The 24,806-nt window shown below is 72.8% G+C and carries 8 protein-coding genes; 7 read left to right on the plus strand and 1 reads right to left on the minus strand.

What is annotated here, in order from left to right; all coding sequences use genetic code 11:
* The first annotated feature begins 29 nt into the window (after nucleotides 1–29).
* The 7 genes from AB0I42_RS06005 (at nucleotide 30) to AB0I42_RS06035 (ending at nucleotide 16,780) form a co-directional block, all read left to right on the plus strand.
* Nucleotides 30–485, plus strand: a complete 456-nt coding sequence (locus AB0I42_RS06005) for a hotdog domain-containing protein (RefSeq protein ID WP_357534608.1) — start codon at nucleotides 30–32, stop codon at nucleotides 483–485.
* 196 nt (nucleotides 486–681) lie between these two features.
* On the plus strand, nucleotides 682–3,225 hold the full coding sequence (locus AB0I42_RS06010) for a tetratricopeptide repeat protein (RefSeq protein ID WP_357534610.1): 2,544 nt from the start codon (nucleotides 682–684) through the stop codon (nucleotides 3,223–3,225).
* 884 nt (nucleotides 3,226–4,109) lie between these two features.
* On the plus strand, nucleotides 4,110–4,967 hold the full coding sequence (locus AB0I42_RS06015) for a DUF4132 domain-containing protein (protein WP_357534612.1): 858 nt from the start codon (nucleotides 4,110–4,112) through the stop codon (nucleotides 4,965–4,967).
* On the plus strand, nucleotides 4,964–10,042 hold the full coding sequence (locus AB0I42_RS06020; protein WP_357534614.1) for a hypothetical protein: 5,079 nt from the start codon (nucleotides 4,964–4,966) through the stop codon (nucleotides 10,040–10,042). The genes AB0I42_RS06015 and AB0I42_RS06020 overlap by 4 nt, the downstream gene beginning before the upstream one ends.
* A gap of 56 nt (nucleotides 10,043–10,098) precedes the next feature.
* Nucleotides 10,099–11,280: an AAA family ATPase gene (locus AB0I42_RS06025; protein WP_357534615.1), complete on the plus strand. Its 1,182-nt coding sequence runs from the start codon at nucleotides 10,099–10,101 to the stop codon at nucleotides 11,278–11,280.
* Entirely contained in the window at nucleotides 11,277–14,873 is a 3,597-nt protein-coding gene (locus tag AB0I42_RS06030; protein ID WP_357534617.1) for a DUF5682 family protein, read from the plus strand. The genes AB0I42_RS06025 and AB0I42_RS06030 overlap by 4 nt, the downstream gene beginning before the upstream one ends.
* On the plus strand, nucleotides 14,870–16,780 hold the full coding sequence (locus AB0I42_RS06035) for a hypothetical protein (protein WP_357534619.1): 1,911 nt from the start codon (nucleotides 14,870–14,872) through the stop codon (nucleotides 16,778–16,780). Before AB0I42_RS06030 ends, AB0I42_RS06035 begins: the two co-directional genes overlap by 4 nt.
* A gap of 123 nt (nucleotides 16,781–16,903) precedes the next feature.
* Here AB0I42_RS06035 and AB0I42_RS06040 read toward each other — a convergent pair whose 3' ends face one another.
* The gene (locus tag AB0I42_RS06040; protein ID WP_357534621.1) at nucleotides 16,904–23,836 is read right to left on the minus strand and encodes a LamG domain-containing protein; all 6,933 of its coding nucleotides are present in this window, start codon (nucleotides 23,834–23,836) and stop codon (nucleotides 16,904–16,906) included.
* Between the last annotated feature and the right edge of the window lie 970 nt (nucleotides 23,837–24,806).

Below are 24,806 nucleotides of genomic sequence, written 5' to 3' on the forward strand. Positions count from 1 at the left end.
CCGATCGGTTGTATTGTTGAGGAGGGCAGATGACCATCGACATCGCCGAGGGTGTCGTCACACGCCAGCGCGTATATCTTGACGATCTCGACGGCTTCGGCGTCCTGCATCATGCCGGCTACGCCGTGCTGTTCGACCGGGCTGTGATCGACTACTGGCTTGAAGCCGGCTGGGCTCCGAATCCGCGTGAATCGGTCCAGGTGGTACGAGAGCTGACAATCACGTACCACGCGCCGATTGTCGGGATGTGCGATGTCGACGTGCACTTCTGGGTGGAGCGGGCGGGGCGGACCAGTGTCACCTATCGCTTCGAGGTGCTGTCGACCACGCGCGCGGTCCGCTATGCCGAGGGAAGCCGGGTGCTGGTGAACCTCGACCCGGTCTCGCTGCGCCCGGTCCCGTTGACCGACGGGATGTGGGAGATCGCCGGCCCGCTGCTGGGTCGGGGAGTCTCTCGTCCAGACACCGGAGAACCCGTCTCGTGACCGGATCTCGCGGCCGTGATCGATCGGCCGGGTTCGCGAGGCGGGCGGGTGTGTTCCGAAGTGGTTGTTAGGCGACAGTACGGGTGCGACCGGCCGGCCGTGCATTGATAAAGTGCCATGCGTGACGGTGTCGCTACGGCCCGGAACGGTGCGGACCGGGGCGGAGTTCCTTGCCCGGTTGCGTGCCATGCGATCCATGTCCGGACTCTCATACCGGGCGCTCGAGCGGCGGGCCAGGATGGCCGGCGACCAGTTGCCGGCCAGCACCCTCGCGAGCGCGCTCAACAGGGTCTCGCTCCCGTCCGACGATGTGGTCGCGGCCCTCGTGCGAGCCTGCGGCGGCGACCCGGGCCTGGTACGGGAGTGGGTCGAGGCACGCCGTGCGCTGGCCCTGCCCGACGAGGTCGTCCCGGTGGCCGACCGATCCGGCCGACCATCGGCCCCGCCGATCGGGTCAGAGGCCGCGGCACCGCCAGCATTCGACGGGTCCGGCACCGAGGAGCCCGGCCACCCGCTCGACCCACCCACCGGCCGGCCGATGGTCCCGCGGCTGCTGCCGCCGGATCTCCCGTTGTTCGTCGGGCGGGACGACGAGGTGGTGCGGGCTCGACGGCTGCTCGACCGGGATGCCACCGGCCCGGTGACGCTGCTGGTCACCGGCCCGGCCGGGGTCGGCAAGACCGCCCTGGCGGTACGCATCGGGCACCTGTCGGTGGCCCGGTTTCCGGATGGTCAGCTCTACGCGGATCTGCAGGGCTTCGGTGACGAGCCGGCCGAGCCGTACACCGTCCTGGGCACCTTCCTGCGTGCCCTCGGCGTACGCGGCGGTGCGGTGCCCCCGGACCTGACCAGCCGCACCCACCTCTACCGCACCCTGCTGGCCCAGCGGGAGATGCTGATCGTCCTCGACAACGCGGCATCCGCCCGGCAGATCGGCAACCTGCTGCCCAGCGGCGAAGGGTGCGCCACCATCGTCACCAGCCGGACCACGGTGGCGGACCTGGCCAGCCGCCGGCTACCCCTGGGTGTCCTGGACTCCGCCGCCGGACTCGCGTTGCTGCGCGAGATGCTGGGCCGGGACCGGACCGTCGCGGAGGCCGAGGCGGCCCGGTTCATCGTCCGGACCTGTGGTGGCCTTCCCCTCGCGGTGTGGGTGGCCGGAGCACGGCTCGCGGCCCGACCGCACTGGCCGCTGGTCAGGGTCGCCCGGGCGCTCGCCGACGAGCAGCGCAGGCTCGACGAACTCGCCGTCGGTGACGTCGCCGTCCGGGCCAGCCTCGAACTGACCTATCGCGGAATGGGCAAGCCCGCCCATCGGGCCCTCCAGATGCTGAGTCTGTTGCCGGGCACGGATTTCGCCGCCTGGGCCCTCGCCGCGATGCTGGACACCAGCGTGTCGCAGGCGGAGGCGATACTCGACGACCTGGTCGAGGTGCACCTGCTGGAGATCGGACCGGTCGGCGACACCGGAATCCGCTACCGCGTGCATGACCTCGTACGGCTGCTCGGCCGGGAGCGGGCGGATCAGGAGATCACTCCACGGTGGCGGGCCGCCGCGCTCGACCGGCTGCGTGGCGCCTGCCTCTCCCTGGCCGACCGTGCCGCGACCATCCTCGCCGCCGACTTCCAGGTCATGTCGCACGAGGAACTGGTGTCGTGGCGGTTGCCCACGCCGGAAGCCGACCGGCTCACCGCCGACCCGGTGGTGTGGTTCAACGACGAACGCCGGTTTCTGATCGCGGTGGTCGACCAGGGGCTGGACGACGACGTGATCGCGCCCGCCGCCGGGCTGGCCACCGCATTGACACCGTTCTTCCAGGTCGGCAGCCACTTCGACGACTGGGAACGGTTGCAGGGCCGGGCGCTCGCGGTCGCACTGTCCGCCGGCGACCGGCACAGCGCGGGCACGCTGCACCGCTGCCTCGGTGAACTCACCACCATTCTGGACCGGTACGCCGAGGCGCTCGACCACTTCGAGCAGGCCCTGCGACTCACCGACGACGACCCGGCCTACCAGGCCAGCGCCAGCGCCGGACTGGCGTACGTGCATCGGCTGCTCGGCCGGTACGACACCGCGGTCCACCACTTCGAACAGGCCGCCGAACTGGCCCGTACCGCGGGCAACGTGAACTGCCTGGTCTACGCCACCAACGGCATCGGCGTCATCGACCTGGAGCAGGGGCGGGTCGAGGCCGCCGCAGAACGATTCGAGCAGTGTCTGCGGCTGAGTCGATCCGCCGGCTACCGGCCCGGTGAGGCCCAGGCGTTGCGGTGTCTGGGACAGAGCCATCGGGCCGTCGGCGCGTACCCGCTCGCCGCCGATTGCTTCCGGCGGGCCGCCGCGATCAGCGAGGCCCTCGGTGACCGGCTCTCCGCCACCCACGCCCGCTGCTGGCTGGGCGACGTCCTGGTACGACAGGGGGCGCACGGGGAGGGGCGCCGGCTGCTCGCCCGGAGTCTGTGGACCTACCGGGAGTTCGGCAACGTGTGGGGCGAGGCGGCGACCCTCTACGCCCTCGCCGAAGCGCAACTCGCGGCCGGTCGGCCGGCGCTGGCGGTCCGGCGTGCCGAGGCGGCGGTCGACCTGTGGCGGCGGGTCGGCTCCCGGACCTGGTTGGCGACCGGTCTCGACACCCTCGCCGAGGCCCACCTCCGGGCCGGGGACGTCGGGACCGCGGCCCGGATCCGGGCGGAGGCCGTGGCCACCCGGACGGGGTCGGACGGTGCCGGCCACGGATAGGAACGTCCGTCATGGTCACTCCCTTCCGGTTCCCTGGGCGAAGGGCGAGCCTTCGGCGGCAGGGGTCGAGTATCGATGTTCTCGATTCCAGCAGTTCGCTACTTCCGCCTGCTATGCCCGCGCTGTTCGGAACAGTCCCGAACAACGGCGATCCTCCGGACCACGGGCGGGGTGGGCTCACCCGTCGGTCCTGCCGTGGCGGCGCACAATCGGTGCGTGCGGGTGTGGGATGAAATGACGTTGGAACAGCAAGCCGTGATGATCAGTGCATTCGAGGAGGCGTACCTCTGGGATCGTCTTGCCCGAAGTGAGTGAGCAAGCGGCCCGACTCTCGGGTGATTGCCAGACGTGCGGCAGTCCGTGCAGTGGATGGGCGGTGCAGCTCACTCGCGACAGCAAGCTCCGTTGGGGCTCGCCAGGTCTTCGGTGGGAGCCTTCAGGAGGCTCGGGCGTCCGCAGACAGGCTCAGAGGGGTCGGATTCGCGGGCACTCGCGTAGAGATCGAGTTGTTGAGCGTTCTGTTGCGCCAGCGGGGTGTTCCTGGGGTCGATTTGGATGGACCGCCCCAGGCGTGAACGCGGCCCTTCATCTTGTCGGCGGAGAGAGTCGGGTCGGTCGGACAGCCGTCCCGGCTTGACCGGTGTGACCCGGGTCACCGCCTCGGCCTCCCGTCGGGCCGCCCCTGACCGTGCACAGTGCACTCCGACCGGGTCGGACCTGCGACTCCCACGGCTCCCGTCGGCCCGGCCCCGCCGGCCCGGTCCCGGTGGTCCCACCGGCGGGTCCCTGTTGTGTCGGTCACTACTGTTAGCGTGCCCTGCGTCGTTGATCGCGGCCGATTGCTTACGAAATCTGGCTATTTGCCACTGCGGAGGGTGTTCCTGATGGGCTGGTTACCGGCGGGAGACTCGTACGAGATCTCTCTGGTGGACGGAAAGGTGGCGGCCCGGGCCACCGGCCCGCGGGCCACCGGCCGTCCACTGAAGACCTTGCCGAAGGTGCTGCGGGACGACCCCGAGGTGGACCGGCTGCGCCAACTCGCCCAGTGGCTGGACCGGCACACCGCGGAATGCCTGGCCCGGGTCGACGGTTGGGTGGTGTCCTCGCTGCCGGTGCCGACCGGGCTGCTGGCCCGGATCTGGCCGGACCCGGCCTGGCGGGACGCGCTGCGCGACCTCGTGGTGCTCGGGGACGACCCGGCCGAGCCGGGTTTCCTGCGGGACGTCACCGACACCGGCGACCTGCGCGTGGTCAACCTCGACGGGGAGACCGTCCGGCTCTCGCCGGCCAGCGCCGTACTGCCCCACCCGGTGCGCCTTCCCGACCTGGCCGACCTGCGCGAGTTCGCCGGCGAACTGGACGTGACCCAGCGGGTCGAGCAACTGCACCGGGGCACCTGGGACAGGCCCGCCAGCCTGAAGGACCGGGACACCACGATCACCGACTTCCGCGGCACCACGGTTCCCAACCGGCTGGCCGCCCGGGCCGCCACGCTCGGCTTCCGGGTCTCCGGCTCACAGGTCAGGTGCCGGGTCTGGGAGGCCGGCCACACGGTCGAGGCCGCCATCTGGTTCGACGAGGACTACTGGGACTCCGAGGCGACCCTGGGCACCCTCTCCTGGTCCGTGGTGGAGGGACCGATGCTGCGGTTGACCGAGGTCGGGCCGGTGGCCTGGTCGGAAGGAATGCGGATGGCGACGGCGTTGTCCGGCGCCCTGACGAAAACGGGGGAGCAGTCGTGACCGGGATGACGACCGTGGCGGGCGAGGAGTCGACCGACAGCCTGCTGGCCGCCGGCGCGGTGCTGCCGGCCGACACCGCCGGGGCCGGCGACCGGGCGGTGCCGCTCACCGTCCGCACCTACCGGCACCCGGTCCTCGACGACCGGCCGGTGGTTCGCCTGGTCGACGCCGCTCTGGGCGAGGGCGAGGACATCGCCGTCGGGTTCCTCGGCCTGGCACCGGGTGCCGAGCCGGCCGTCGTCGGGCTGGGCCTGCGCCGCCCGTTGGCCTTCCCGGAGTGGGTGCTCGTACACCACCCGGCCGACGGCCGGCACGCGCTGGCGGTGGTGCCGGAGTTGCAGAAGCTGGCCAAGCAGGTCCGGTCGCGGCCGAAGGCCGCCCTGGACGGGCACCAGGCCGTCGCCGACCGGTTCGCCCGTACGCTGCCGCACCTCCTGCCGACGTTCTTCGAGCAGGCGGCACGGGTGTTCCTGGCCGCCGGGCAGGACACCTACGCGACGCAGCTGTTCAACAAGGCGCGCAAGGCGGAGGCGCAGCACGGCCTGCCGGTCGACCTGAACCGGCTCGACGAGGTCTACGTGGAGTTCGCGGCGGCCAAGGTGGTGTCCGCGACCGCGTTGGCCGGCCACGCGAAGGAGTTGTCCGCCCAGTTGCCGCCCGCCGAGGCGCTGGAGCGGTTCTGCCGGCTGGCGCTGCGGGCCGCGGCCGCCGGCGTGGTGCCGTCCACGCAGTCGGCCAGCACGGTGAACCGGCTGGTCCGGACCGCCACGAAGGCCGCCGGTACGGGCGCCGCCGCCGTCGCCGACCGTGCGGCGGGCTATCTGACCGACCTGATCCGGCTGCCGGTGGCGGCCGAGGCGCCCCCCGGCTGGTGGAAGGCGCACCTGCCGGCGTTGACGGACCTGGCCGGCCGTGACCCGGCGATCCGCGGCAGCCTGCTCGACCTGATGCCCGCCGACCGGGACGATCTGGTCCCCTGGCTGGCCCTGTTGACCGACACCGGGGCGCTCCACGGACTGTTCGACCCGGACGTGCCGGACCCGGCCCGCCCGCGGGACGGCTCCGTCGGCTGGCTGCGCCGTTTCGTGAGCCGGGCCAACTCCGGCCACCACCGCCACCGGGTCGCGGAACTGTACCCGCTCGTCGAGCGGATGGCCGACCGGATGCGCGCCGAACTGGCCGGCGGCGGCGAGACCCTCGACGCTGCCGGCGATCTGGACCTGCTCGACCTGCTGATCGCCCGCGGGCTGCCGGTTGCCGCGCCGAACGAGCGCGACGTTCTGGGCTTGGCGGACTGGGCCAAGGGCGGGGGAGAGCGGGACCTGCTCGCCGTGGCCGGCGACGACCGGTTCACCGCGGCCCTGCGCCGGGGCCTCGACCAGTTCGACGACCAGCAGCACGCCCTGCGCCGGCTGGTCGACACGCCCGGCGTCCGGCCGATGCTGACCGACTGGCTGCGGGCCCGGGTCCGCGACCGACTCGCCGTCGGGCTGCCGTACCTTCCGCAGTCGGTGGACTGGGTGGGCAGGATCCCGGTCGAGGCGCTGCGCCTGGTGTCCGACGGCGTCGACCGGCCTGGCGACCTCGCCCGGTCCGGTGACCCCGGGCCGGGCGGCGACCTCGGGCAGGCCCTCGACATCGACCTCGCCGAGCGCGTCGCCCGCAGCCTGCGCGGCGGGATCATCGACGAGCTGGGCTGGCCGGACTGGGAGCTGGCCTGGCAGGAGGTGACCGGTGGGGACCACCGGGTCGAGGTGACCCGGCAGGAAGCCTGGCCGTACGTGATCCTGGGCGGACCGACCACGGTGCGTGTGATCGGCGCCGAGGGCATCGTACTGCGCCACGACCTGCGTATCCCGGCCGGCGACATGTGGGGTGAGCCCGGCTACCACTACGTCGACGGCCACCTGCTGGTCTACTGGAGGTCCCAGACGCTGGGCTACAACCCGCGCGGCTACTGGCACTCGTCGCCCGGAGAGTCGCAGCCCATCTCCGGCCAGCACCACGGCGGTCGGCCGCGCAGGAACGGGACCACCCTGCCACTCGTCGGCGGGGGGCGGACCACCGGCGACGGCGTACTGCACGTCGGTGACACCGCGGTCCCGTCCGAGCTGCCGGTCATCACCGACGGCACCTCCCACTGGGTGTACCGCCGGGGCGAGGACGACGACAGCCACGGCTGGCGCGAGTACGACCCCGTCGGCAACACCCACGGCCGGCGCAGCCTGCCCCGGTTCCTGGCCGACCTGCCGGCAGGCGGAGGCCACCTCCAGGAGTCGGCCAGCTGGCTGCGGCCCGCCCTGTCCGACCGGGCCACCCCCGCCGCCGTACCGGTGGACGGACTGCTCGGCTGGCGGGTGGTCACGCTGCCGGACGGCTCGGTACGCGGCGACGACCTGGCTGGTCGTACCGTCACCGTGGCCCCGGGACGGGAGCCGATCGCGGCGCTGGTGCTGCCCGGCGACGACCGACCCCGGGCCGTCCTCAAGGGCCTCGTCCTGGTCGACCCGGACGGGGTGGTGTGCACCGTCGTCGGCCCCTCGTCCACCCGGGACAATCACCCCGGCGCGGTTCCGCTGCCGGGCGAGAGGTTCCTCGGCGCCATGCTGCCCCGCGACCCGGCCGGCTCCGCCGCCCTGCGCCGGATGGACCGGGACGTCGCCGACGTGCTGCTGAAGGTCGCCGTCGACGAACGCCGCGCCGTCCTGGCCGAACAGGCCGCGCGGGCCGCGGCCCAGACGGCGGCCCGATACCGGTCGACCACCGCCACCCGGGCGGGCACCGGCCCTGCCGTCGCCGCGTCCGTGGTCGTCGCACCGACCGGCGCCTCCGGCTCCGGCGCGGCCACCGCCGGCGAACCCGACAAGGACGAGCTGGTCGAGCTGGTCCGCTCGACGTTGCCGGCGGTCGGCCACGACACGCTGCTCGCCGGGGTGGCCGGGGTGCTGCGGCTGGCCGCCCGGGTGCGTACCGAACTGGACACGGTGACCGAGCGGTTCACCAGGTCGTTGTCCGCCCCGAAGGCGGTGGCGCCGCCGACCGCCGTGACCGGACCCACCGACCGGCAGCTCGACCCGGCACTGGACGGTCTGCGTGGCCCGGCCCACCGGGCGAGCAACTCGCCGGACGTCTTCGCCCAGCTCCAGGCGCTCGCCGCCCAGCGGTCCGCCGCCACCGGAAGCGAACCCGTCGTACGGCTGCACTCCGACGGACCGTCGCTGCCGAAGGGGCTGGACTGGTGGCCCCTGCTCGGCCGTGTCGCGGCCGTCGCCTACCGGGCCGTCGCGGCGCTCACCCCCGACGACCACCGGGAGACGCTGGGCGCCCTGCTCACCGAGCTGGACCGGCTCGACCTGAGCGCGGCGGCCGAACCGGCCCGGTGGCGCCGGTTCACGCTGCATCTGCTCGACGAGGACCTGAACAACCCCGACGGCTCACGCCGGTTCCCCGGGTCAGGCATCCTGCCGTTGGCCGACGGGGCGTTCATCGCCATCCCCACCTTCAGCGGGACGATGACCGGCTACAGCTTCGACGCGTTGTACCACGACCCGGCCGGCGTGTTCGCCGTGCCCGAGCCGTACACGGTGCAGTCCTCGGCGCCGGTCGGTGACGAACGGCCGACCGGCTGGCTGGCCGGCTTCCGCACCGAGTGGGCCGCGCGTGGCCCGCTGCCCTGGCAACCGGAAGCGGCCGAGCGGTTCGCCGAGCTGACCGGGGTCACCCCCACCGCCGCGAAGCTGGTGCTGTCCGGCCTGCCGTACGTCGACTCGACGAACACCGTACCGCCCGAGTTGCGCAAGGCGCTCGGGGTCAAGCAGGTCGGCGAGGTCAAGCTGGCCTTCGAGATGCTCAACGAGGCCAGCCCGGAAGTCCGGCGGGCCCTGGTGTCCGCGCTGCTGCCGGAGGACCCGGCCCGGCTGTGGACCGACGGTCCGGACGTGGCCGCCGCCGCGGCGGTCTGGAACGCCGCCGTGGGGCGGCGGGTGACGGTGCCCGAACAGCTGCTCGCCGAGGCGGTGCGCGCGGTCCGCACCGACTGGGGACCCGCGAAGGCGCTACCGGCCCTGCTCGACCCGGCCCGTTCGGTCGAGCTGACCACCGACCTGGCCTTCCGGATCAAGGGCGACCGGGCGCTGCCGGTCGACGGCGCGGGAGCGGGCTTCACCGGCCGGGTGCTGCGCAGCACGGTCGCCCTGGCGGCCTGGGTCGCCCACCACACGCCGGCCGGTGACCCGTGCCGGGCCGCGCTGCCGGCCGCACTGGGCGCGCTGCGCGACCGGCTGACCAACCCCGACCTGCTGCTCGACCTCGACCAGTACGTCTCCCTGCCCGCGTTCCGCCAGGTGGCGGGCAGCCCGTCGGAGACCGGACCGGGCTGGGAACGGTACGGCGCCATCGTCCTGGCCACCCACGACAGCCAACCGTCGCCCGCACTGCGGCCCGACCTGCTCGACGCCGCCGGGGCGGACCCGTACCTGCCGGCGCTGCGGGGCGACGCGGCCAAGCCGTACCCGACGGAGGTGGCACTGCGCCTGGTCCGCGACCCGCGGTTCGCGGCGCTGCTCGGCGATCCGGGGCAGCCGGACGGCGGCGCGCCGGCGGCGGACGGGACCTGGTGGCCGCAGGACCCGACCCGGTCGGTGGCCGACCTGGTCGCCGAGGTCGCCGGAGAACACGGCCTGGGCGCGGACGCGGCGGCGGTGTACCTGATGCTGCTGGCCATGCCGGACCCGACCGATCGCAACACGGCGAAGTGGACCGGCTGGAAGCCGGCCCGGCTGAAGGCGGCCCGCGCCGAACTGGCCGGCACCGACCTGGTCGTCGAGGCCAGCCGGCCCCGGGCCGGCCGGTCGCTGTTCCTGCCCGGCCCGTGGCTGGAGCGCGGCAGCGGGCAGGCGCCGATCGAGGCCTGGAAGGTCGCCCTGTTCGATCTCGCCCCCGACGGTACGGCCGGGCTCGGCGTGACCGTGCCGTTCGAACCCGTCGCCGACCTCCACCGGCGGGCCTGGCAACGCCTCCGCGACGGCGACCGGCCCCGCTTCGACAACCTGCCCACCCGCGGCAACCGCCGCTGACCCCGACCCCTGTCCCGAACACCCCACCCGGAACCAGAGAGATCGAGGAAACACAAGTGACCGTGACGGAACACGTCCGCCCGCCGGAGACCGCCGCCCAGGTCCTTTCGGCCGAACAACGTTACGCCGACGAGCTGGTCTTCCTGGCCGCGTACGACGACGGGGCCCGGCCGCCGGGCTGGGCGCTGACCCCGCGTGCCGTGGTCACCTTCATCCGGGGCAGCGACGGCGAGGCGTTGAAGCTCCCCGCCGGCCGGCGCACCGGCCCGGACGGCGCCGAACTGCCGGCCAGCATGACCATCTCGCCGAAGTTCGTCGGTGAGCGGAGCCTGGTCGAGCGGTGCGTGGTCACCCTCGCCGGCGAGCGGGGCCTGTTGCTGGTCGGCGAGCCCGGAACCGCCAAGTCCATGCTGTCCGAGCTGCTGGCCGCCGCGGTCTGCGGCACCAGCGCGCTGACGGTGCAGGGCACCGCCGGCACCACCGAGGACGCCTTCCGGTACGGCTGGAACTACGCACTGCTGCTCGCCCAGGGGCCGACCCCGCAGGCGCTGGTCGACTCGCCGGTGCTGACCGCGATGCGCACCGGCCGGGTGGCCCGGATCGAGGAGGTCACCCGCTGCCTGCCCGAGGTGCAGGACGCGCTGGTGTCGATCCTGTCCGACCGGCGGATGAACGTGCCGGAGCTGGCCGGCACCGGCGACGGCCTGATCCGGGCGGTGCCCGGGTTCACCGTGATCGCGACCGCCAACCTGCGGGACCGGGGCGTGTCGGAGATGTCCTCGGCGCTGAAGCGCCGGTTCAACTTCGAGACGATCCACCCGATCGCGGACGCGGACACCGAGACCGACCTGGTCCGCCGGCAGGCCACCGCCGCCGTGCAGCGCGCCGGCGCGACGTACGCGGTGGACGACTCGGTGCTGGACGCCCTGGTCACCGTGTTCCGCGACCTGCGTTCCGGCCGATCGGGCGAGGGCTGGGACGTGGAACGGCCCGGTACGGCGATGTCGACCGCCGAGGCGGTGCAGGTGACGGTGTCGCTCGGTCTGGCCGCCGCGTACCTGCCCGGCGGGGACGCGCTCGACCTGGTGCCCGGGCACCTGCTCGGCGTGGTGCGCAAGGACGACGAGAACGACCACGCCCGGCTGCTCGGCTACTGGGACGGCCCGGTCCGCCGCCGCGCCGAGGACGGCTCGGCGATGTGGCGCCGGCTCTGGGACCTGCGGGAGAGCCTGCGGTGACGATCCTCTCCGACACTGCCCCGCCGACCGCCGGCCCGGTGGCGGCCGGCCCGGCGGCGGTCGAGCCGACGATGGTCGACCCGCGAGCCGTGGTCGACGCGCTCGCCGGTTCGGTCCGGCCCTACCTGATCGGGGTGCGGCATCACAGCCCGGCTCTCGCGGCGGTGGTTCCGGCACTGCTGGACGCCGCCGGGGCCGAGGTCGTCTGCATCGAGCTGCCGGCCGACTTCCAGCGCTGGCTGCCGTACCTGTCCGACCCGGCCGCGAAGGCTCCGCTGGCCCTGGTCGGCAGCCACGGCGCGGACGGGCCGATGGGCTTCTACCCGTTCGCCGACTTCTCCCCGGAACTGGCCGCGATCCGCTGGGCCCGGCAGCGCGGCGTCGAGGTCGTCTGCTGCGACCTGCCGCTGGCCGACCCCGGCTGGACCGCCGACACCACCGACACCACCGGCCTGGACGCCGGTGCGCCGCTGCCCGCCCTGCGCCGGTCCTACGCCGCCGCGCTCAGCGCCAGCGGCACCGGCCGTGACGGCGACGACCTGTGGGACCGGGTGGTCGAGGTGCGTGCCCCGGGCTGCCCGCCCGAGGCGGTACGCCGGGCCGCCCTCGGCATCGGCTGGGCGATGCGTACCGACAACGCCGGCGGTGACGGCGTACCGGCCCGGGACCTGGCCCGCGAGCGGCACATGCGCCAGGTGCTGGCACAGGCCGGTGCCGACGGCCGGCGGGTCGCCGCGGTGATCGGCGCCTTCCATGCCCCGGCCCTGCTGGCCGCCCCGAACGGTCCGGACCAATCCGGGCCGACCCAGCCCGGTCCGGACACCACCGACGGCGGTACCCCGGCGACCACCTCGCTGGTGCCGTACGCGTTCGACCTGCTCGACTCCCGCTCCGGCTACCCGGCCGGAATCCGCGACCCGCGCTGGCAGCAGCTCGTCCTCACCGCCGCCGGCGACCCGGAACTGATCCGGGCCGCCGCCGCCCGGGCGGTCACCGACCTGTGCCGGGAACTCCGCCGGGCCGGGCACACCGCCGGCACCGGTGAGGCCGCCGAGACGGTGCGGCTCGCCGACGACCTGGCCCGGCTGCGGGACCTGCCCGCCCCCGGCCGGGGCGAGGTGCTGGAGGCGGTGACCACCGTGCTCGGCCAGGGTGAACTGCTCGGCCGGGGCCGGGCACTGGCCAAGGCGCTGGAAACCGTGCTGGTCGGCGCCGTTCGGGGCCGGATCGCCCCCGGTACGCCCCGGTCCGGGCTCGGTCCCGCCGTCGAGGCGGAACTCGGCGGGCTCCGGCTGCCCAACCCGGACAGCCCCAAGTCCCGCGAGGTCCGGCTGGACCCGCTGCGTACCGAGTTGGACGGCCGCAGGGAGATCCTGCTGCAACGCCTCCAGGTCTGCGGCGTCGGCTACGGGGAGCCGATCGCGGTCTCCGGCACCGGCGACGGTGCCGCCCTGACCACCCGCTGGCAACTGGCCTGGACGCCGTCGGTGGCGGCGCGGCTGGACCTGGTCGGCGTACGCGGGGTGACCGCGGCGCTGGCCGCGGCCGGCACCCTGCGGGAACGGTTCCGCCGGGAGGCCGCCGAGGGCGGGCCTACCGGCGCACAGCTCCTCACCGGGCTACGCGACGCCGCCCGGTGCGACCTGCCCGAGCTGGTCACCGACCGGCTCGAGCTGGCCGCCGCGGTGCTGCCGGGCACCGGTACGCTGCCCGAACTGCTGGCCGCACTCGACCTGCTGGAGGCGCTGCGCCGGGAACACCTGCCCGGCACCACCGTCGACGGTCGGGCCCGGGCGGCCGAGCTGGCCGTCGTGCTGCTGGACGCGGCGGTCCGCGGGCTGCCCGGCCTGGCCGGCAGCGACGCCGCGGCCGACGCGGCCGCGCTGGTCGACCTCGCGGTCCGGGCCGGCGAGGAACGGATCGGCCTACGCCTGGACGAGGCGCTCGACCACCTGGCCCGGGCCGGTTCGCCGCTGATCCAGGGGGCCGCCCTGGCCGCCCGGGTGCTGCTCGAACTGACCGGCCCGGACACCCTGGGCAGCCGGGTGGCCGGCTGGATCGACGCGGCGACCGGACCGGACACCCGGCGACAGCTGCGCCGGCTGCTCGGTGGTCTGCTCACCGCGGCACACCCGCTGCTGCAGTCCGCCCCGGCCGCGCTGAACCCGCTGCTGGAGCGGATCGAGAGGCTCACCGACGCCGACTTCCTGGACCGGCTGCCGGCGCTGCGTGGCGGCTTCGACGTGCTCACCCCGGCGGCCCGGGACCGGATGCTGCACACCGTCGGCGAACGGCTCGGCGACCGGCTCGATCTGACCCTGTCCGCCCCGCCCGAACTGCTGGCCTCCTGGGCCGCCGCCGACGCGGCCGGCCGGGCCGCCCTGGCCGCCCGCCACATCCCGATCCCGGACCCGGCAACGACCGACCCGCGAGCCGTGGTCGACGCCGGCTCCGCGGCCGGGCCGGACACGCCGACCGCCCGGATCGCCCCCAGGGACCGGTGGCGGCTGCTGCTCGGCCGCCAACCCGACCGGTTGCCGGCCGACGCCCGCCGCTACGCCCGCGCCCTGGACGAGCTCTACGGGGCGGGGCAGGGCGAGGGCGCCACCGACCTCGGCCAGGCGGCCGGGGGCGGCCAGGAAGCCTCCTTCCCGACCGCCCGCGAGTGGGCCGACGAACTCGAGGCCCTGTTCGGCACCGCGGTACGCGAGGAGGTCATCGCCCGGGCGGCCGAGAACGGCCGTACCGACGTGCTCACCGAGCTGGACCCGGCCGCCGTACGCCCCTCGATGGAACTGCTGACCTCGGTGCTGTCGCTGGCCGGTGGCCTGCCCGAGGCGCAGCTGGCCAAGCTACGGCCACTGGTCCGGCGGCTGGTCGAGGAGCTGACCAGGGAGCTGGCCACCCAGGTGCGTCCGGCGCTGACCGGGCTGACCAACCCGCGCCCGTCCCGCCGTCCCGGCGGCCGGATCAACCTCGCCCGTACGCTGCGGGCGAACCTGGCGCACACCCAGCGGCTCGGCGACGGGCGGACGGTGGTGGTGCCGGAACGCCCGGTCTTCAACACCCGGACCCGCACCGAAGCCGACTGGCGGCTGGTGCTGGTCGTCGACGTGTCCGGCTCGATGGAGGCGTCGGTGGTGTGGTCGGCGTTGACCGCCGCCGTACTGGCCGGGGTGCCCACCCTTTCCACCCACTTCCTCGCCTTCTCCACCGAGGTGGTCGACCTGACCGATCGGGTCGACGACCCGCTGTCGCTGCTGCTGGAGGTGCGGGTCGGTGGCGGCACGCACATCGCCGCCGCGCTGGCCCACGCCCGCTCGCTGGTGACCGTGCCGAGCCGCACCATCGTCGCGGTCGTCAGCGACTTCGAGGAGGGCTATCCGCTGGCCGGGCTGCTCGGCGAGGTCCGCACGCTGGCCGGTTCCGGCCTGCACCTGCTCGGCTGCGCCGCGCTGGACGACAGGGGAGTGCCCTGCTACTCGGTACCGGTCGCCGAGCAGCTTGCCGCGGCCGGGATGCCGGTCGCCGCCCTCAGCCCGCTCGAACTCGCCCGCTGGGTGGGCGACCGCATCCGCGGAGGATCACGTTGACGGACCGTACAGCCATCGCCGTGGACACCGACCGGTTGCCGCCGGTGCTGCCCGGGGTGGCGGCCGCGGCGGTGGCGGCCCTGCCACCGCGGCTGCACAAGCGCCTGGACGCCACCGTCGAACGGCTGGCCGGCGTACCGGTCGGCCGGGTCGACGGCGGCGTGTCGGTCGACTGCGGCCCCGAGGCACTGGTCACCCTGACGCCCGGTCCGACCGGCGCGGTCACCGATCCGGACCAGGCGCGGTGCAGTTGCCTGTTGACGCCCCGCTGCCTGCACCGGACCGCGGTCCTGGTCGCCTGCCCGGTCGCCGACCGGGCCACCCACCCCGATCCGGTGTCCATCTCCACTGGACCGTCGACTTCGGACACTGCCGGTGCGGCTACCGGCCGGACCGGAAAGACGGCTGCCACGGCCGCCGGCCGGAACACGGCACCGACGAAGGCGCAACGGGCCGCCGCCGAGGCGCTGTGGCGGGCCGCCGCCGCGGTGCTCGCGGCCGGCGTACCCGCCGCCGGCGCGGTCCCCCAGGCGGAGCTGCTGCGGGCCGCCCACGGCGCCCGGCTGGCCGGCCTGCCGCGGGCCGAGAGCGCCGCGCTGCGCACGGTACGTGGCCTGCGCGCGCACCGGGAACGACAGACCGGCCACCGGCTGGCCGAGCTGGTCGAGGTGCTGCACGACCTGCTGTACGTGGCCGGCCGGCTGGCCGCCGGCGATCCCGACCCGGCGCTGGTCGGCATCCTCCGGCGGGCCTACCAGCCGGACGGCACGCTGGACGTGTACGGCGTCTGCCGGGAACCGGTGATCAGCGCGACCGGGTATGCCGGCGTGGTCACCCACCTGGTCGCCGCCGACGGGCGCCGGCTCTCCTTCGGCGACGTGAAACCGGGCGGCCCGGACCGGGCACAGGACTGCGCCCGGGCGGTCACCGAGATGGGCGCGGTCGCGGTCAACCACGCGGTGCTGGCCCGCGGCGGTCTGCGGATCACCGGCACCACCGTCGCCCCGGACGGCCGGCTCGGTGCCGGCAAGGGGGTCCGGGCCACCCCGATCCCCGGAACCGACTGGTCCACCGGACCGCTGGCGGACCTGTTCGCCCGCCCGCTCGCCGAGGTGGTGACCGCCCAACTCGCCACCGACGACCCGGAGGATCCGGCCCGGGCCGGGACCGCGCTGATCGGCTGCGACCTGGTGGTGGTCGGTGCCGTCGGCGACCAGGTGTTGGCCCGCGAACTGGCCCCCGACACCGACGGCGGACCGGACCGGGCACCGGTGCCGGACGGGCCGGTGATCCGGCTGGTGCCGGCCAACTCCCACCCGGTGCTGGCCCACGTGGCCAACCTGCGGCGGCTCGCGTCCCGGCCGGGCCTGCGGATCCGGGTGGTCGGCCGGCTCGACCCGGACCGGGCCAGCACGCTGCACCCGCTCGTCGTCGGCCCGGTGCCCGGTGCCGCCGGGACGCTGCGGCTGCCACCGAACTGGCACGGCCGGGCGGACCTCGGTTACGACGAGCTCCAGGGCGGCCACCTACCGCCGCGCGACCCGGCCGCGATGGCCGAACCGGTTCTCGCCGTCGGCGCCGACACGGTCGCGGAGTCCCCGCTGTGGCGGGTCCGCCGGCTGGTGGAACTGGCCGTCTCCGGCGGTCGCCGCGCCGTCGCCGAGGCGGCCCGCGGCGACGGCGCCGGGCTGGCCGGTCCGCTGCGCCGTGCCGGCTTCACCACCGCCGCCGTGGTGGCCACCGCGCTCGCCGACGAGGCCGACCGGTGCGGCCGGGACGTGTTCGGCCGGCGTACCGATCCGGATTCGGACCGGTACGCCTGGGCCTGGCTCGCCGTGACCGCCCACCTCGCCGCCGCCGAGCGGGAGCTGATCCGGTCCTCGTGGACCGTCCCGCCCGCAGGCTGACCGCACGACGACCGGGACACCGGTCATAGGCCGCGTGCGGCCCCTGACGCAACGGGTTGCTGCGCCAGGGGCCGCCGGCCTGCCTGCTTCTATGGGTCGGTCACCTCCGGGTAGGTCGTGTGATCACCGGTCGATGCCGAGGTAGCGGGCGACGTGGACGATGATCTCCTGGGTGTACGGGGTGAGCCGGTACAGCTTCTTGGCGAGCACATCGGTGGTGGCGGTGGTCAGGCTGGCGAGGTTGGCGAGGTTCGCGGGGCTGTTCCTGATGTCGGGTTCGAGGGTCTGGATCAGGTCGTAGATGCTGCTGAAGCCTTCGCGTTGCAGCGCCTTGGCCAGGGATGCCGGGGCGGTGGCGGAGGCGGTGGCCGGGTCGAGCAGGCGGCTGACGAAGGTGACCCGGTGGAAGACGCGCCAGCATGGCGGTTTCTGGTCGGCCTGGTTGGCCTGGCGCAGGGCGGCGGCCTGGGGTGAGGTGGCGAGCCAGATCGGGTCGACGACCTTGCCGAAGAAGTCCTCGAAGTTGTCCTTGGTGACGTCGAGGTAGAAGGTCAGGAATCGGTAGGCGTCGACCCTGCCCGGGGCGGTGACGGGCTGGTTGGTGGCGGGATCATAGACGGGGGTTTCGCCGTCCCGGTACCGCTGGAGATCCCGGCCGCCGGTGCACGCGACGTCGAGCCCGAACGTCTTCGTGGCCGACTTGGCCCGGGTGCGGGTGACGCTGCTGCCGCCTCCGATGCTGGCCTCGAAGCCCATCTTCGTGCCGCCGGCCGCTCCTTTGAGTTCGAACATGCCGCCGCCGCTGAGAGTGCCCTTGATCGAGTAGGAACCGCCGGTGGTCTCGGTCACCGTGTCGGTGGTCTCGGTCGATTCGGCGAAGAAGCCACCGCCGGCGGTCCAGACGTAGGTGTTGGCCAGGTTGCGCCGGGCCGAGGACTTGTTGGCCACCTCCTTGGCCTTCTCGGCGGTCCGGTCGGGGGCGTGGGTCTCGGTGGACACCGAGTCGTAGTAGCTCTGCAACTGCTGGGCCTGGCGCTCGACACGGCGTTTGAGGGCGTACGCCTCCCGGGGTTTGAAGTAGCTGTATTCGGCGCCGTCGCCGGCGGTGGGGTAGTGGGCCGGATCGGGGAACGGGCCGGCCAGCCCGAAGCCGACGAGACCGTCGAGGGTGCCCTGTTTGGTGTACAGCGGGTTGATCTGGAATTCGATGATGTTCCAGTCCCTGGGGATGTCGGGGTTGGGCATCATGCGGTAGGCGACCAGCGCGCCGGTGTGTTCGAGGCGCAGCGCGAAGACGTCGGCGGTCTCGGACTGGACCAGGGCGTAGCCGGTGTTGGCCGGCACCCACCGCTGGCCGGCGGCCGGATTGAGCGGGTGGTCCGGGTCTTCCCAGGCGCCGCTGAGGGCGACGCTGCTGGTGCGGCTGGTGTTGCTGCCCTCGGACACCTCGGCGTCGCTGGTCCAGCCGTTGGAGTAGTCGAGGCCGAACTCGAGGTTCCCCTCCATGGCGAGCTTGACCATCGGTTGGGCGGTGCCGAAACCGAGGGGCGCGGTGATGTTCAGTACGTCCGCCGAGACCTCCCACGAGAACTTCATCTTCGCCGAGACGTCCATGCTGGTCTCCCGGCTCGACGACAGGGTGTTGGTGACCTCTTCGGCCTGGACGAACGAGACCGTGGAGGCGTCGACGTAGTCGTCGGTGCCCGGGCGCTTGACGAGGTTCTCGGAGGGGACCGGCGGAGCCCCCTCGATGTAGCCGACGAGTTGCGGGTCGAACTGGGCCTGGCCGACCCACTTGCTGATCAGGTTGCCGACCTTGTATCCGGTGACCAGGTGCCAGCGGCCGTCCTGTTGGTAGGCGTAGCAGCGTTTCATGACGCCCCGTACGCCTCGGTGCGGGATCCGTTGGACGTCGGCGTACTCGGCGACCCCGGGGGAGTTGCCGACCAGGTCGTGGAAGGCGGTGCGGATGCCGGTCAGCGCCGAGCGGACCTCGGCGGTGTCGGTGGAGACCGGCGCCGTGGAGAGCACGACGGCGGGCTCGCTGCCGGCGATGGTGGTCAGGTTGTTTCCGCGTGGCCCGGCGTCGAGGATCGGGGCACCGGCGGCCGTGGAGGCGGCGTCGAACGGGTAGTAGCAGACGAGGTCCTCGGACTCTCCGCGCAGCCGGGTGAAGACGTTGTCGAGGATCTGTTCACCGGTCCGCGCGGTCTGCCATACCCGGATCTCGTCCAGGGTGCCGGCGAAGCCGTCGCGCACGGTGTTGTCGGTGGCCGTCCAGCCGCCGATGGTGAACTGTTCCGGCCCGTAGCCACCGGTGACGATGGCGTCCGTGGCCGGGATCGGGTCGGCGGGGGTCGCGTCGCCGTTGCAGTAGAGCCGGAACCGGTTGCCGCCGGGGTCCGGCGTCTTGACCCAGCTGGCGCCGTGCAACCTGCCGGTGTAGCTGCCGGCGACGTCGGCGGTGGTGTTCCCGGCGTCCTCCGGGAACGTCCACTGGGCGACCAGGCCAGGTGTGTTCTCGGTGACCGCCACGCCGATCTTCGCCGCCTCCCGGGCGACGTTCCACAGCCGTACCTCGCTGAGCACGCCGCGCAACCCGTAGCCGGTCTGGCCGCTGCGGTAACGACCGATCTCCAGGACCCCGTCGTTGCCCGTCGGTGTCGGGCCGGTGAGGTAGGTGGTGCCGGCGTGCGCGCCGTTGACGTAGAAGACGATGTCCTGCACGTTGGGGTTGCCCCCGTTGGTTCTGCGGGTGACCGCGACCCGGGTGAACACACCGGCCTGCAGTTTCGTCGTGGACACGGCGGTGCCCGGCGGGGTGCTCGCGGTGTTCTCGTAGGTGAAGGCCAGCGCCCCGTCGGGTTGCACGTAGAAGGCGTACGGCACCGTGCCGCCGGCGCCGTCGGCCAGCCCGCCCTTGCAGACCAGCCCCTGCGTGGTCCCCAGCGCGTCGAGCCGAACCGCGGCCTCGATCGTCAGGTCGCCGGTGACGACGAGGGCGTCGGCGCGGCCGGCGTCCAGCCACGCGGCGCCGTCGAAGCGCAGCGCCCAGTCCTGCTCGAACACCGCTGCCAGGTGGCCCCACTGGCCGGCCGGGTATACGTCCCGGCTACGCACGTACTGCTCGCCGACCCCGGCGAGGACCTTGTACCCGGGGAAGTTGGAGCCGACGACCCGGGGGTTCCCGGCGATCGTGGCGTCGTTGCCCCGCCCGGTCAGGTCCATGGTCCGCCGGCCCGGAAAGTTCCAGTAGCCGAGCAGGCCGGTCTCGCGTCCGGTCAGCCGACGGTCCTTGTCCGCCGTCAACTCCTCCGCGGTACGGACGCGACCCCAGATCCGTACCTCGTCGAACTGGGCGTACGCCCTGCAGTCCCAGTAGGGGGTGACGATCCGGCCGAGCAGGAGTTTGCCGGTGCCGGTGAAGTGCCCGGTGGCGGGGCGGCGGCCGACTTCCACGCCGTCCCGGTAGATGATCTGGATACGGTTCGTGCCCTCCCGGTCGTACACGCACGCCCAGTGGTGCCAGTTCAGATCGCTGTACGAGGTTGAGACGTTCAGGCTGTCGGAGTAGAAATCCATCGCGAAGCTGTTGCCGGAGCGGAACCCGATGTGCAGGTACTGGTCCGTCGCGCCGGCAGTTCCGAGGCCGACGATGAAGTCGTCCCGGTTCCACGCCAGGCGCTTGGCCCAGAACTCCACCGTGAAGGAGGTGCCGCTCAGATCGATGCCGGTGCCGCAGTCGAGGTAGTCGCCGCTCCCGTTGCACTCCAGCGCCGACGGGTACGGAGTGCCGGACACACCGAGGGTGTAACGGGTGGTGGGGGTGCCGGGCAGGTTGGCATGCAGGATCCGGCTCTGCGAGCCGGCGAAGCCCGGGTTGGCCCAGGCTTCCGCGGTCACGTCGCCGGTCATCGCCGCCCGGGGCCGTTGGGCGGCCGGGAGCGCGAGCCGTTTGGTGCCGTCGAAAGAGAACGCCCGGCCGGGGGCATTACCCTGCCAGCGGTTGCCCCGGCCGGCCACGACGTCGGCGGCCGTGCCGTTGGGTACGTTGCCGGTGGCCGTACCGGCGTCGGCCGCGACGATCAGCGAGCCGGAGTCCGGCCGTGCGCCGGGGCGGCTCGATGTGGCCGAGGCGTAGTCGTAGACGACCGCACGCACCTGCGCCCCCGCCGGTGTCGCGGCCGGGTTCGTGGTCAGGGTGAGGGTGGAGGCGGCGGCGGGAGCGGCGTCCCGTAGCTGGTGGACCGCCCCGGCCACGCTGACCCGGGTGCCCGTCGCCAGCGCCGCGGCGAGCGGCGCGGCCAGGGTCACGGTGTTGGCCTGGATCGACGCGACCGTGCCCAGCAGGTCCCCGGCCGGGGTGCCGTTGATGACGGCCGCGAACTGGTCTGCGCGGCGGGGCACCGCGTTGAACGTCTCGGTGTGGGTCGTGTTGTTCGCCGTGCGGGTGACCACCACCGTGCAGTGGTCGGCGTCGGGGCCTGCCGAGACGGTGAAACCCAGTTCGGGCAGGTCGACCCCGGTGTCCCGGCTGGTCAGGGTCAGCCGGCCGGAGGGGAGCGTGATCTGCTTGCCGGCTCGGGAGGCGGTGACGTCGTAGTAGACGGAGAAGAACTGTCCGTCGACGCCGCGGAAGTAGAGCACCACCTCGCCGGTCGCGCTGTCGATCAGGACCGGGGTGTTCCGGCTCCAGGCGAAGGCCAGCACGGCGCCGAAAACGCTCAGTCCGGTGTTGTCGACGGCGACCGTCGGCATCGACAGCACCACGTCGTCGCCGCCCTGCAGTCCACCGCTGAGCGCGGCCAGGGTGGCCTGCCGGTCGGCCAGCAGCGTCTGGTCCCGGGCCAGTTGCGCCTTCGCGTCCTCCTGGGTACGCAGAGCGGCGTTGTAGGTCGAGGACGCCGAGTTCAGCGACCCGAGCAAGCTGTTCGCCCGACCCGATCGCTCGTGGGGCCAGACGAACCATCCCTCGTCGTAGCAGTAGCCGGAGTTCACGAAGGCCCAGTACCTGTTGTTCCAGTAGTCGTACCCCGGGCGCGTGTCCCGTACGGCCTGGTCTGCCTGGTCGAGAAGATGCTGGTCCATGACCAGCTTCGCCTGCGCGGCCGTGACCGCGTCCTGGGCCGCGCTGAGCACGTCCATGTCCTTGGTCGGGTCGGGACGCCCGACGGTGGACAGCGCGACCGACCGGGGTACCTGCGCGAGCCGGCCGTCGGCGGCGAGGGCGAGGTCGAGGGTGGCGAGCAGGGGATTGCCGTCCGGGACGGAGGCGTCGATCGTCGGGCAGGCCAGCAGGACCCGCGCCTGCCTCTTCGCCGGGCTGGGCTGGTCGGTGTAGCCGGCGACGGTCTCCTCCTGCTGGAAGTACAGCGTCGCGGCCACCCCGGAGGCGAGCGACCGGCCGGCGAATCCGAAGGTCTCCCGGGACAGCCCGGGGCTGTCCCCCACCGGCGCAGTCGAGGTCACCCACGCCGCGCCACCCCGGACGGTGCCGTCGAACCCGTTGTCGGTGTGGTCGGCGATGCTGGTTCCGCCGCCCTCGTCGAAGCGGTAGTAGGCCACCAGGCCGGGCTCCACCCCGGCCAGCCGGCGACGGTAGTCACGGGCCAGGTCGGCGGCGGTGCGCGCCTGGCTCCAGATGCGTACCTCGTCCACGTCACCGCGGAAGAAGTCGACGGCACCGGAGTCCGATGGTCGCGCGCCCACGTATGTCGCCAACCCGGTCGTCGAGGGCGTGAACGTCAACGCGCCGCTGGCCACCTCGACCCCGTCGACGTACAGCCGGCCCCTGGCCCCGGTGCCCGGGGTGAACACCGCCGCGACATGGCTGTAACGGCCGACCGGCACCGCCGCGGCCTGCGAGGCGAGCGTGTTGCCGCCGCCCGGATGTTGACTCAACCCCAGCGCACCGATGGTGCTCACGGACAACCTGAACGATCCCGCCTGCGTCCCGTCCCCGACGGCCACGATCACCCCACCGGCGGCGGCCGGGTTGACCCACGCCTCCACCGTGTAGCCAGCCTGCAACCGCGAACTCGCCGAACTCCCCAGGTCGAGGTAGTCGTCCTTGCCGTCCAGGCGCAGCGCGGTTCCCGCCCGGTCGGTCGGCAGCGGAACCGGCACCAGCGGCTTCTTGGTGAACGGATCCACGCCGGGCTCACGCTCGAGCACGGAAGCCGCGTATCTCGGGTCCGGGCTGGTGTAGAACTGGGTGCCCGACAGGTTGAACAGCCCGTCGTCGGACCGCTCGACGTTGAACGCATCGATGCGGCCGGTCACCGAGTTCACGGCGAACAGTTGCCACCGCGACACATCGTTGACCTGGGTCGGCAGCAGCAACACCGCGAACTCACCGTCGGTGACGTCGCGGACGAAGGACAGCCGCCGGGTGGACTCGTAGAACGGGTTGCCGTCCAGGTCCCTGGTGCCCAGGGTGTCGCCGGTCGAGGCGGGCGACGTCTTGCTCCGGCTGCGCCGGTAGCGCACCTCGAGCACCGGCTTGACCGTCGCGCCCACCTGCACGAAGCGGTCGCAGAGAACGGTACGGGTCAACAGCGGCACCTTCGCGCCGCCCGCCTGGGCGTAGTCCGTGCGGCTCGCATCACCGGAGACGCCGCCGCCGGCCAGCCGGAACAGCGCGTCCGGGTGTGTCTCGTCGACCGACTGGCGGAACAGCAGCAGATACCTGCCGTCCGAGACGACCTGGAACGGCGCCTGGGCGCCCAGCCGGGCCGTCGTGGACAGGAACGGATCGAGGTCCTCGGGCTGCAACTGCGTGCCGGCGGCCACCTCGGCCCGCCCGCCCAGCTGTACGGCCGGCACGCCGACCGTCTCGCCGGCACCGAAACCGACCTCGGTGATCTCGCTCGGGAACGTCAACTGCGGCGGGTTGTCGTTCCAGTACGAACTGTCGATCTCGCCGCGCTCCCGGCTGCCCAGATCGAGGTTCAGCACGTTGTAGTAGATGCGTCGGGAGTCGTCCATCGCGAACGCCACCGTCGTCCCCTGGTGACGCACCATGGTCGTATACACGTAGTTCCTGTCGCTGTACACCCTGACCAGATTCTTGTTCGGCATCCTCTTCCCCAAATCGATGGTGGTGTGCGTGGGCGCAAGAAAAATGGCGGCTCGGCCCCGGACGTGCGCGGTCCCGGCCCTTTCGGGCATGGTCTATCGCGGATTCCGGATTGCCGGGCCGGGATCCGTGGAGCTGCGACTATTCGACGTCGGACTTGACGTCGATGTCCGGAATCTGGTGGCGAGCGCGTATTGCCTGGCCCGACAACATCCCGGCGTCTAATGGTGAATTAACTCTGACCCCCGAAATACCTGGTCACCCAGGCTTGCGTCGATTGGCCGCACCCATGTCTGAACTGGGGGCCAGTTCGCCCAGTGAATCCGAGACACGCCGGTCGACCCGGCGTTATTCAGAACGGCGGCATTATCTGGCGGCGATGACGTTCGGGTGCCACGGGGTGCCTGTATTTCCGGCAAAAGGGGGCAATGAGAGAATCTTCAGGTGGCCCGCCCGGTATCGCCGATCTCGGCGCGGTGTACTGTAAAAAGAGCAGTCGGTGGATCTGGATACTTGCGAGCCCGACATATCTTCTATGGCTTTGTGCACGGCCCGCCAGGATTGACCCCGTTTTCATCACCCGGCGGCACTCTCAATTCTCGGGCGGCGCGTTCTGCGCGTCAAGGGGTCGTTCGTATGTTCGACTGAGGGGATCTTTTCGGTCCCTTGTTTATCCAGGTCCCAGGCGCGTTGCGGTGTGAACTGGTCGCCTGCCGCGCAAGGTCACGCTAGGTGCGCGCCACGCTTGGAGTCCGGCAGTGCCGTGGCGGCATGGTCATTTTGATAGTGATCAGAAAACGGCGTGCTGCGGCCGATCGGCGGCTCGGCGATGCGGAGGTTTTGACCGGTTAGGTTTTGCGTTAAAGTCTGTTGATTGGAATTGACGCTGATTGCTCAGAGTTCCGCAGATCAGTGGTCGACTCACGGTGCGAAATGGCGGGTCGCGGG

Origin of the sequence: Polymorphospora sp. NPDC050346, assembly GCF_040655695.1 — a bacterium.
Classification (GTDB): domain Bacteria; phylum Actinomycetota; class Actinomycetes; order Mycobacteriales; family Micromonosporaceae; genus Polymorphospora; species Polymorphospora lycopeni.